General features: G+C 71.8%; 12 protein-coding genes. 4 read left to right on the forward strand and 8 right to left on the reverse strand.

All coding sequences use genetic code 11. The annotated features are described in order from the left end of the window. The 5 genes from IM632_RS11380 to hrcA form a co-directional block, all read right to left on the reverse strand. The coding region (locus IM632_RS11380; protein ID WP_296552350.1) for an ATP-binding protein at window positions 1-627 on the reverse strand (627 nt) is incomplete at its 3' end. Beyond that, entirely contained in the window at window positions 624-1,766 is a 1,143-nt protein-coding gene (recF, locus tag IM632_RS11385) for a DNA replication/repair protein RecF (protein ID WP_296552351.1), read from the reverse strand. The genes recF and IM632_RS11380, both read right to left, overlap by 4 nt. Before the next feature lie 52 nt (window positions 1,767-1,818). Continuing rightward, a complete protein-coding gene (dnaN, locus tag IM632_RS11390) occupies window positions 1,819-2,937 on the reverse strand; it encodes a DNA polymerase III subunit beta (RefSeq protein ID WP_296483535.1) in 1,119 nt (372 codons plus the stop codon). Window positions 2,938-3,045: 108 nt separating this feature from the next. Then, entirely contained in the window at window positions 3,046-3,630 is a 585-nt protein-coding gene (grpE, locus tag IM632_RS11395; RefSeq protein WP_296483532.1) for a nucleotide exchange factor GrpE, read from the reverse strand. 67 nt (window positions 3,631-3,697) lie between these two features. Beyond that, window positions 3,698-4,765, reverse strand: coding sequence for a heat-inducible transcriptional repressor HrcA (gene hrcA, locus IM632_RS11400; protein WP_296483529.1), 1,068 nt, complete (start codon window positions 4,763-4,765; stop codon window positions 3,698-3,700). A gap of 115 nt (window positions 4,766-4,880) precedes the next feature. Here hrcA and rph point away from each other — a divergent pair, with 115 nt between their 5' ends. Beyond that, entirely contained in the window at window positions 4,881-5,609 is a 729-nt protein-coding gene (rph, locus tag IM632_RS11405; RefSeq protein ID WP_296483526.1) for a ribonuclease PH, read from the forward strand. Between the two features lie 94 nt (window positions 5,610-5,703). Here the strand turns inward: rph and IM632_RS11410 are convergent, their stop codons facing one another. From IM632_RS11410 to IM632_RS11420, 3 genes are all read right to left on the reverse strand, one after another. After that, window positions 5,704-5,859, reverse strand: coding sequence for a hypothetical protein (locus tag IM632_RS11410; protein ID WP_293515418.1), 156 nt, complete (start codon window positions 5,857-5,859; stop codon window positions 5,704-5,706). A 121-nt stretch (window positions 5,860-5,980) separates the two neighbouring features. Further along, window positions 5,981-6,184, reverse strand: coding sequence for a helix-turn-helix transcriptional regulator (locus tag IM632_RS11415; RefSeq protein ID WP_293516068.1), 204 nt, complete (start codon window positions 6,182-6,184; stop codon window positions 5,981-5,983). Beyond that, window positions 6,184-6,723, reverse strand: coding sequence for a DUF2975 domain-containing protein (locus IM632_RS11420; protein WP_293515422.1), 540 nt, complete (start codon window positions 6,721-6,723; stop codon window positions 6,184-6,186). Before IM632_RS11420 ends, IM632_RS11415 begins: the two co-directional genes overlap by 1 nt. A 103-nt stretch (window positions 6,724-6,826) precedes the next feature. On the opposite strand from IM632_RS11420, the gene rdgB reads away from it, so the two are divergent. The 3 genes from rdgB to rsmI are packed head-to-tail and all read left to right on the forward strand — an operon-like array spanning window position 6,827 to window position 9,494. Then, complete coding sequence (gene rdgB, locus IM632_RS11425; RefSeq protein WP_296484824.1) at window positions 6,827-7,426, forward strand: RdgB/HAM1 family non-canonical purine NTP pyrophosphatase; 600 nt, start codon at window positions 6,827-6,829, stop codon at window positions 7,424-7,426. After that, window positions 7,423-8,580, forward strand: coding sequence for a radical SAM family heme chaperone HemW (gene hemW / locus IM632_RS11430; protein WP_296484827.1), 1,158 nt, complete (start codon window positions 7,423-7,425; stop codon window positions 8,578-8,580). Before rdgB ends, hemW begins: the two co-directional genes overlap by 4 nt. A 44-nt stretch (window positions 8,581-8,624) precedes the next feature. Beyond that, a complete protein-coding gene (gene rsmI / locus IM632_RS11435) occupies window positions 8,625-9,494 on the forward strand; it encodes a 16S rRNA (cytidine(1402)-2'-O)-methyltransferase (RefSeq protein WP_296484830.1) in 870 nt (289 codons plus the stop codon). Window positions 9,495-9,602 lie beyond the last annotated feature (108 nt).

The raw sequence follows: 9,602 nt of genomic DNA on the forward strand, positions 1-9,602 counted from the left end.
GCGCCGGTCGAACTCGATGAAGGCGAAGGTCTCCAGCGAAGGCAGGAAGGTCACCTCCGTGCCGGTCAGAGGCTCGCCGGACTCCCGCAAGGGAGAGGGACCGGTCTGCACCAGCGGAGAGACGGCGTCGCCCCGGCGGAAGGTCATCTCGTAGGCGCGGCCGCCGCGGTGGACCTTGAGTTTCAGCCAGTCCGACAGGGCGTTGACGACGGAGACGCCCACGCCGTGCAGACCGCCGGAGACCTTGTAGGCGTTCTGGTCGAACTTTCCGCCGGCGTGCAGCTGGGTCATGATGACCTCGGCCGCCGAGACGCCTTCGCCCTCGTGGATGTCGGTGGGAATGCCGCGGCCGTCGTCGGTGACCGTGCAGGAGCCGTCGGCGTTGAGGATGACCTCCACCCGGGTCGCATGGCCCGCCAGGGCCTCGTCGATGGCGTTGTCCACCACCTCGTAGACCATGTGGTGCAGGCCGGAGCCGTCGTCGGTGTCGCCGATGTACATGCCGGGCCGCTTGCGGACGGCGTCCAGGCCCTTCAGAACCTTGATGGACTCCGCGCCATAGGCGGCGGCGGCCTCTTCGGGGGTTTCGGTCGGGGTCTCTTCGGGAATCTGGGATTCGTCGGTCATGGGGTGTCCGCAACAGCCAGCCGGGAACCCTCCACCCGGACCCTGAGGGCGCGGCCCTCAAGTTCCTCGAAGAGAGGGTCGTCCGTGCCGGTCAGGAAGGCCTGAAGCCCGAGCGCCTCGATTTCGTCAAACAGCGCGGCCCGCCGGCGGCGGTCCAGATGCGCTGCGACTTCATCCAGCAACAATACAGGCGCCGGCGCTGATTCGGCACGGGAAAGACGCGCCGCCTGGGCCAGGACGAGGTTCAGGACCAGGGCCTTCTGCTCGCCTGTGGAGCATTCGGCGGCGGGCCGTCCGCGCTCGGCGTGGATCACCGACAGATCGCCCCGGTGCGGCCCGGTCAGGGAACGCCCCGCCGCGGCGTCCCGGCCCCGGGCAGTGGCGAGGGCGGCGGCGAGGGCCTGTTCGAGGGCAGGTCCGGTCTCGCCTGCCGCCGCACGCTGCTCCCACTCGCCCAGGGGAGCGATCCGGGCCTGGGGAAAGGGCCGCTCTCCGCGGCCGTCGATTTCGGCCTGGAGAGAGGCCAGGGTGCGGGCCCGGGCCTCGGCCAGGCGGGCGCCGCTGAGGGCCAGGCGTCCCTCAAGCGCGTCGAGCCAGACCGGGTCCGCAGGACCGTCGGTCAGCAGGCGCAGGCGCTCACGCAGGGCCTTCTCGTAGGCCAGGGCGGCGGCGGCGTGGCCGGGCTCGGCGGCGAAGACCAGGCGGTCGAGGAACCGGCGGCGTTCGCCGGCAGCCTCCAGGAAGAGTCGATCCTGGGCCGGGGTCAGCCAGGCGGGCCGGACAAGGTCGGTCAGCCGGGCCGGCGGGACGGTCTCGCCCTCCAGGCGCACGGCGCGGCGGGAGGCGCCGGCCGTCTCGACGCCAACGCCGACGCGGACCGTCTCGCCGCCCACATCCAGGCGGGCGGAGACGGCCCAGGCCCGGCCCGCAGCCTCGTCCGGCGCCCGGCGGCCGATCTCCGGCAGGGCGGCGTTGCGCAGGCCCCGGCCGGGGGACAGGAGCGAGACGGCCTCCAGGATGTTGGTCTTGCCCGCTCCGTTCGGCCCTGTGAGCACCACCATGCGGCCGTCGAGCGGAATGTCCGCCCGCTCGTAGGAGCGGAAGTCCGTCAGGGACAGGCGTGTGAGGACCGAGCGCACGGGCCCAGTCTATAGCCGGTTCGCAGCGGCGGGGTGAGGGTCGATGGTCCCGTCAGACCCGCAGGGGCATGAGAACGTAGCGGACGTCAGGGTCGGTGGGATCCAGCACCAGGGCCGGATCGTTCGGGCCGCCGAACCGGAACTCGGCCTGCTCGGCGCTGATCTGGTCGGTGACATCCAGCAGGTAGCGGGCGTTGAAGGACATTTCGAAGGCCTCGCCGTCGTAGTCGATCTCAAGCTCCTCGACGGCCTGGCCCGTCTCCATGCTGCGGACCGTCAAGATCAGGCGGCCGGCCTCGATCGACATCCGGACCGACCGGCTCTTCTCCGCTGAGATGGTGGCCACACGGTCGACCGCCCGGGCGAAGAGCTGATTGTCGACCATCATCACCCGGCTGTTGTCCTTGGGAATGACACGGGCGTAGTCGGGGAAGCTGCCGTCGATGACCTTGGAGGTCAGGGCTGCGCCGCCGAAGTCAAAGCGGACCTTCTGCGGACTCACCGCCAGGTGGACGCTCTCGCCGGCGTCGTCGAGGAGGCGCCGGGCCTCGCCGATGGTCTTGCGCGGGACAATGACGCCGGGGGCGCCGGCGGCGCCCTCGGGGGCGGGCATTTCGGCCAGGGCCAGGCGGTGGCCGTCCGTGGCCACGGCGCGCAGGCGGGGCAGGCCGCCCTCGGTGACCGTGTGCAGGTAGAGGCCGTTCAGATAGTATCGGGTTTCCTCCGTGGAGATGGCGAAGCGCGTACGATCGATCAGGCGGATCAGATCATTCACGTCCACGCTCACCCGCCCGGACAGGCCTTCGGAGGACATGACCGGGAAGTCGCCAGCCGGAAGGACGGGAAGGCTGAACCGGGAGCGGCCGGCGGAGACGGCCAGGCGGGGATCCTCCCCTGTCCAGGCCAGGGTGACCTCGGCGCCCTCGGGCAGCTTGCGGGCGATCTCGTAGAGAGTGTGGGCCGGCGCCGTGACCTGACCGGCCTGCTCCACCCGGGCCTCGGCCTCGTCGATGATCTCCATATCCAGGTCGGTGGCCGAGAAGCTGAGGCGTCCGCGCTCGGCGGAGAGCAGGACATTGGACAGGATCGGGATGGTGTTCCGGCGCTCCACCGCGCTCTGGACATGGCCCAGGGCTTTCAAGAGGGCGGCGCGCGCGATCGTCAGCTTCATCTGTCGGGTCCGGTGTGGGCCGGGGACGGGACCGGCCAGGCCGAATCCGCCCCGGGAGGTGGGGTACCGACTTTAATCATTTGTCGGGCTTGGGAAAGGGGGCCGGCGTCAGGCCCGGGTGTCGAGATGGGCGCCGGGAGCCTCGGCTTCCGGGGGCGCGCCGCCAGAGGTGCGGGAGGCGACGACCACCATGGCCGGCCTCACCAGGCGGCCGAGCAGCTCGTAGCCGGGCTGCAGGCACTGGATCACGCCGCCGGGGGCGAGGTCGGGGCTGTCCTGCTCCATCATCGCCTGGTGGAGGTGGGGGTCGAACCGGTCGCCCATCGCGGGGGTGACGGACTTCAGGCCGTTGGACTCGAAGGCGCTCAGAAGGGCCTTCTGGGTCATCTCGACCCCGACCACGAAGTTGCGGACCCCGGCGTCCTCGGAGGCTGGCGGGGCGGAGAGGGCCCGCCCCAGGGTATCGGCCACGCCCAGGAGGTCCCGGGCGAACTTCTGGATGGCGTAGGCGCGGGCGTCATTGGTCTCGCGCTCGGCGCGCCGACGGACATTCTCGGCGTCTGCGGCGTAGCGAAGGACCTGTTCCTTCAAGGCCGCGTTCTCGGCCGCGAGGGCCGCCAGGGGATCGGCGGCGTCGACGCCGGGCTCAGTCGCCGAAGGAGTCTCGTCGGGGGACTGGGGATGGTCGGACATGTTTCACTTCACCTCTTTGACCCGGATGCCGGGACCCGGATGTCGCTCGCCGGGGCAGGGACCGGCTTCAGACGCCGGCCATCTGCGACAGCACCTTGGCGGTGTAGTCCACCAGGGGGATGACCCGGGCGTAGTTCAGGCGCGTCGGGCCGATGACGCCGATGGCGCCCAGCAGCTTCTTCTGGCCCGACATATAAGGCGCCGCAATGACCGCGGAACCGGAAAGCGAGAAAAGTCGGGTCTCGGCGCCGATGAAGATGCGCACGCCCTGGGCCTCGCGGACCCCGTCGAGGAGGCCGATCAGCTGTTCCTTCTGCTCCAGGTCGTCGAACAGCATCCGGACCCGCTCGAGGTCCTCCAGGGTCTCGCGGTCGGCAAGCAGGTTGGCCCGGCCCCGGACGATGAGGGCCCGGTCGCGCCCCTCGCCCCCACCCCAGACCGCCAGGCCCTCCTCCACCAGCCGGGCCGCCGCGGCGTCGAGCTGTCGGCGCGCATGCTCCAGCTCCAGGCGGATGTCCTGGCCTGCCTCGACCAGGGTCTTGCCGCGCATCCGGGCGTTGAGGAAGTCCGCCGCCTCCTGAAGGGCCGAGGGGGTGACCCCGGCGGCCAGCTGCATGAGGCGGTTCTCCACAACGCCGTCCTCGAAGACCATGACCGCAAGGGCCTGGCCGCCGCCAAGGGCGACGAACTCCACATGCTTGACGCCGGCCTCGCGCACCGGGGCGACGACGATGCCGGCGCCCCCGGCCAGGCCTGACAGCAGGGCGGAGGCCTCGTTGAGCATGTCTTCAAAGGAGCGGCCGCGGCCGGCCAAGCGCTGTTCGATCTCCCGGCGGTCGCTGTCGCCCACGTCGCCGACCTCCATCAGGCCGTCCACGAAGAGGCGCAGACCTGCGTGGGTGGGCAGGCGGCCGGCGCTGACGTGCGGGGCGCCCAGGAGGCCTAGCTCGGTGAGGTCCTGCATGGTGTTGCGGATGGAGGCGGGGGACAGCTGCACCCCGCCCCGGGACAGGGTGCGCGAGCCCACCGGCTCGCCGGTCTGCAGATAGGTCTCCACGACCCGGCGGAAGATGTCGCGGGCGCGGCTGTCGAGTTCTGCGAGGGTCGGGCCCCGCGGGAGAAACTGGCCGGTCACGGTCTGGCGATCCCTGTTTCCGGTCGGGCATGGACGCAGGCCCCGAGTTACAGGATAAGCACCCACCCCGCCGGCGCAAGGCGCCGAACCCCTTCCCCGACAGCGAGCCTTCTCCATGACCGCCAAGCGACCCTTTGACCGCGCCGCCGACAGCCTACGGACCGTGACCCTGGAAACCGGCGTCAACCGCTATGCGGAGGGCTCCTGCCTGGTTGCGTTCGGACACACCCGGGTCCTGGTGACCGCCAGCGTGGAGGAGCGCGTCCCGCCCTTCCTGCGGGGTCGAGGCCAGGGCTGGGTGACCGCCGAATACGGCATGCTGCCCCGCGCCACCCACACCCGAGGTCGCCGGGAGGCCGCCGAAGGCAAGCAGTCGGGCCGGACCCAGGAGATCCAGCGGCTGATCGGCCGGTCCCTCCGGGCGGTGGTGGACATGGCGGCCCTGGGCGAGCGGCAGATCTCTCTCGACTGCGACGTGATTCAGGCGGACGGCGGCACACGGACGGCGGCCATCACCGGGGCCTGGGTAGCCCTGCGCCAGGCGACCGACCTCCTGGTCCGTGAGGGCGTGATCCCCCGCTCGCCTATCCTGGACCAGGTGGCCGCGGTGTCCTGCGGCGTCTGTCAGGGGGTTCCGGTCCTGGACCTCGAGTACGAAGAGGACTCCAACGCCGAGGCCGACGCGAACTTCGTGCTGACGGGGGCGGGCGACATTGTCGAGATCCAGGCCACGGGGGAAAAGCGCGGCTTCACCCGGGCCGAGTTCGAGGCCCTGTTCGGTCTGGCGGAAAAGGGAATCGCAGAGCTTTTCGCCCTGCAGAAGGCGGCCGCTGCAGCGGCCTGATCCGCATAAGGAAACGGGCGACCCCGGCGGGGCCGCCCGTTCCCGGCGCCGGTCCGCCGTCGGGAGAGACAGCAACGGCTGGCGCGGTCCGCGATCAGAAGCGGGTGTTCAGAAGGTGGCGGAAGGCGGTGGGCGAGAGGCGCCCGATTTCCTCGGCGAAGGGCAGCATGAGACCATCGATGATGGCCTCGAGCCGGCGCAGGAGGCCTTCGACGACGTGGATGTCGCGGATGTCCAGGACGTGAGCCATGGGAAGCTCCTTGTGCAATGCAACAATTGTTGCGGTGCACATAGGCCCATACGCACGGCCGCGCAAGGTCCGGAGGGCGCCGGAGGGCGCTGATTGTTGCATTGCGGCGACACCCCTAGACTCAGGGCTCCCAGGTCAGGAGATCCGCCGGCTGGCAGGCGAGCTCGCGGCACAGGGCGTCGAGGGTCGAGAACCGCAGGGCCCTGGCGTCCCCGGCCTTGAGAATGGCCAGGTTGGCGGCGGAGACCCCCGTGCGGTCGGCCAGCTCGGCCAGGGACATCCGACGCTGGACAAGCAGCCGGTCGAGGTGAAGCCGGACGGGCATCAGATGGTGAGCTCCGACTCCCGGCGAAGCCGGGCGCCCTCCCGGAAGACCTCGGCGAGGACCACGACCACCAGGATGGAGAACCAGGCTGTCAGCGACAGGTTGGGACGGTCCGGCGCGGCCTGGGGCGGAAGGAGGGCGCCGAGGGTCCAGACCGCGTAGCGGACGAGCTCCAGCCAGGCGAGCCCGACGGCGACAACCCGGAGCCGGGTGACATTGTCCGGATGGAACGGGTCGCCCGCCTTGAGGGTGGCGAAGATCTTCCGGAGGCTGCTGACGATCGTCAGGACGCCGCCGACAAAGAGGACAGCGGTTCCCAACCTGGCCAGGACCACCGCCCAGGCCTGCAGCGGGTCCAGGCCCTCGAACAGAACCAGCCGGGCGAAGGGCATGGCCGGATTGAAGGCGGCGAGGACCCCGTAAAGGAGACTTGCGCCCAGGATCGCCAGCACGACGAGCAGCAGGCCCCAGACGACGTCCAGGACCGCCTTCATGAAACTGGAAAGCGAACCCGGCCCCAGGGTTCTCATGATCGGCATGTCGGCGCCCCCGGTTCCGTTCCGCCTCATCCGCCCTTATGTCGCGTCCTCCGCAGTTTTCGCGTTAAAATACCGTAATGGCCCGCCGACCCCGGAGCGTTTCATGGCGATCAGACTGGAAGCCGGGTCCCGGCTGGTGGTGGCGACCCACAATCCCGGCAAGGCGCGGGAGCTGTCGGAGATCCTTGAAGGGCGGTACCGGCTCGTGACGGCGGGCGAGCTGGGCCTATCCGAGCCCGAGGAGACCGAGGCCACCTTCACCGGCAACGCCCTCCTCAAGGCGCGGGCGGCGGCCCTGGCCAGCGGACTGCCGGCCCTGGCGGACGACTCCGGGCTTTCCGTCCTGGGACTGGACGGCGCGCCGGGCGTGCTGTCGGCCCGCTGGGCCGGGCCGGGCAAGGACTTCGCCCCGGCCATGGCGCGGATCGAGCGGGAGCTGACCGAGCGCGCCGAAGCCGACCGGCGGGCCTATTTCACCTGCGCCCTGGCCCTGGCCTGGCCCGACGACCTGGCGGTGGTCACGGAAGGCCGGATCGACGGCGACCTGGTCTTCCCGCCGCGCGGGGACCGGGGCTTTGGCTACGATCCCATCTTCCGGCCCTACGGCCATGATCTGACCTTCGGCGAAATGGACCCGGCGGCCAAGGACGCCATGAGCCACCGCGCGCGGGCCTTCGCCCGGCTGAAGGCGGCGCTGGCTTGACTGACGACGCCGCCGCACCGGGTTTCGGAGTTTACGTCCACTGGCCCTACTGCGCCCGGATCTGTCCCTATTGCGACTTCAACGTCCACCGCGACCGCCGGCCCGGTGAGGCGGCCCGGCTGGCGCAGGCGATCCTGCAGGACCTCGCGCGGCGGCGGGAGGCGACGGGCCCGCGGCGACTGACCTCGATCTTCTTCGGCGGCGGCACACCCTCGCTCATGGACCCGGACGCCGTGGGCGCGGTGATCGCCGCCTGCCGGACGCTCTGGGACGCGGACCCCGACCTGGAGGTCAGCCTGGAGGCCAATCCCACCGACGCCGAAGCGGGCCGCTTCGCCGCCCTGGCCGGAGCCGGGGTGAACCGCCTGTCCCTGGGCCTCCAGTCCCTGGACGACGAGGCCCTGGTCCAGCTGGGCCGGAACCACGACGCAGCGGCGGGACGGCGGGCGGTCGAGGCGGGGCTGAGGGTCTTTCCCCGGGTCTCGGTCGACCTGATCTACGCCCGGCCCGGCCAGTCGCCGGAGGCCTGGGCGGCCGAGCTGGACGCCGCCGTCGCCCTGGGGGCCGGTCACCTCTCGCCCTACCAGCTGACCATCGAGCCAGGCACCGCCTTCGAGCGGGCGGTGCGGCGCGGCCGGCTGAGGCCCCCCGCCGACCCGCAGGCGGCGGACCTTTGGGAGGTGACCCAGGACCGGCTCTCCGCCGCAGGCTTCGAGGCGTATGAGGTCTCGAACCACGCGCGCAGCCCCGCCGACCGCTCGCGCCACAATCTGACCTACTGGCGGGGCGGCGACTGGCTGGGGGTGGGCCCCGGCGCCCATGGGCGACTGACCCTCGACGGCGTGCGGACCGGTCAGGCCTGCGCGGCGCGGCCCGCCGATTACATCGCCGCCGCAGCCCGCGGCGAGGGGGCGGGAGCGGTCGAGCTCCTGTCGCCCCGGGACGCCGCGATCGAGCGGGTGCTGTCGGGGCTGAGGCTGGCGGAGGGGGTCGGCTTTGATGAACTCGGCGACCTGGGCCTGTCTCCGCAGGCGGCCGAGGTGCGCGACCTCGCATCTCAGGGCCTGCTGGCCGACGATCCCCGCCGGCTACGGGTCACGACTGACGGGCGCCGCCTGCTGGACGCCGTCCTGGAGCGCTTGCTGGCGCGCTGAGCCGGCGCCTTGCAATGGCCGCACAAAGCCGCGAAGGCTGGGCCATGAGCCGCCGTCCGCCCCCGCCGCCCCTGTCCGACGCCCCCCTGGCGCCGGGGCTCTACCTGGTGGCGACGCCCATCGGGAACCTGCGCGACGTCACCCTGAGGGCTCTCGACATCCTGGCCGGCGCCGACCTCATCCTGGCCGAGGACACCCGGGTGACGGGAAAGCTGCTGGCGGCCTACGGCATTTCAAGGCCCATGGCCCGCTATGACGACCACGCCGGCGGGCGCACCGCGCCCCGGGCCCTGGCCCTGCTGGAGCAGGGCGGCCGGGTGGCCCTGGCGTCCGATGCGGGCACGCCCCTGGTCTCCGATCCGGGCTTTCCCCTGGCGCGGGAGGCCATCGCCCGGGGGATCCCCGTCTTCGCCGCGCCCGGCCCCTCGGCGGCCCTGGCGGCCCTGACCGTCTCGGGCCTGCCCGCCGAACGTTTCCTCTTCGTCGGCTTCCTGTCGCCGAAGTCGGCCGCCCGCAGGCGGGAACTGGCCGAACTGGCGGGGGTCCGCGCCACCCTCATCCTGTTCGAAGGGGGCAGCCGGCTACAGGCCAGCCTGGTCGACATGGCGGATGTGCTGGGGCCCCGGCCCGCCGCCGTGGCGCGCGAGCTGACCAAGCTGCACGAGACCGTGGTGCGCGGCCCCCTCGACCAGCTGGCGGCCGACCCGGCCCTGGACCATCCCCTGGGCGAGGTGGTGATCGTGATCGCCCCCGGCCGCGAGGAGGCCGCCACGGCGGACGACGCCGACGCCGCCCTGGCGGAGGCTCTGACGCGGCTGTCTCCCGGCGAGGCGGCCTCGGAGGTCGCCCGGGCCCTGGGCCTGCCGCGCCGGGAGCTTTACCGCCGGGCCCTTGACCTGAAGGGCGGCGGATGAGGGCGGCGGCGCGGCCCTGGCGACGGAAGCTCGGCGCACAGTCCCGGTCCGGCGGGCGCCGCGCCGAGTGGATCGCCCTGATCTGGCTGATGCTGAAGGGCTGGCGCA

Origin of the sequence: Phenylobacterium sp., from assembly GCF_020402505.1 — a bacterium.
Taxonomy (GTDB): domain Bacteria; phylum Pseudomonadota; class Alphaproteobacteria; order Caulobacterales; family Caulobacteraceae; genus Phenylobacterium.

What these genes read in the sequence shown, in the direction of transcription:
- IM632_RS11415 (WP_293516068.1), bottom strand. Translation starts at nt 6,184, where the DNA reads ATGCCCGTCCGGCTTCACCTCGACCGGCTGCTTGTCCAGCGTCGGATG.
- dnaN (WP_296483535.1), bottom strand. Translation starts at nt 2,937, where the DNA reads ATGAAGCTGACGATCGCGCGCGCCGCCCTCTTGAAAGCCCTGGGCCAT.
- rsmI (WP_296484830.1), top strand. Translation starts at nt 8,625, where the DNA reads ATGAGCCGCCGTCCGCCCCCGCCGCCCCTGTCCGACGCCCCCCTGGCG.
- grpE (WP_296483532.1), bottom strand. Translation starts at nt 3,630, where the DNA reads ATGTCCGACCATCCCCAGTCCCCCGACGAGACTCCTTCGGCGACTGAG.
- rdgB (WP_296484824.1), top strand. Translation starts at nt 6,827, where the DNA reads ATGGCGATCAGACTGGAAGCCGGGTCCCGGCTGGTGGTGGCGACCCAC.
- rph (WP_296483526.1), top strand. Translation starts at nt 4,881, where the DNA reads ATGACCGCCAAGCGACCCTTTGACCGCGCCGCCGACAGCCTACGGACC.
- IM632_RS11410 (WP_293515418.1), bottom strand. Translation starts at nt 5,859, where the DNA reads ATGGCTCACGTCCTGGACATCCGCGACATCCACGTCGTCGAAGGCCTC.
- IM632_RS11420 (WP_293515422.1), bottom strand. Translation starts at nt 6,723, where the DNA reads ATGCCGATCATGAGAACCCTGGGGCCGGGTTCGCTTTCCAGTTTCATG.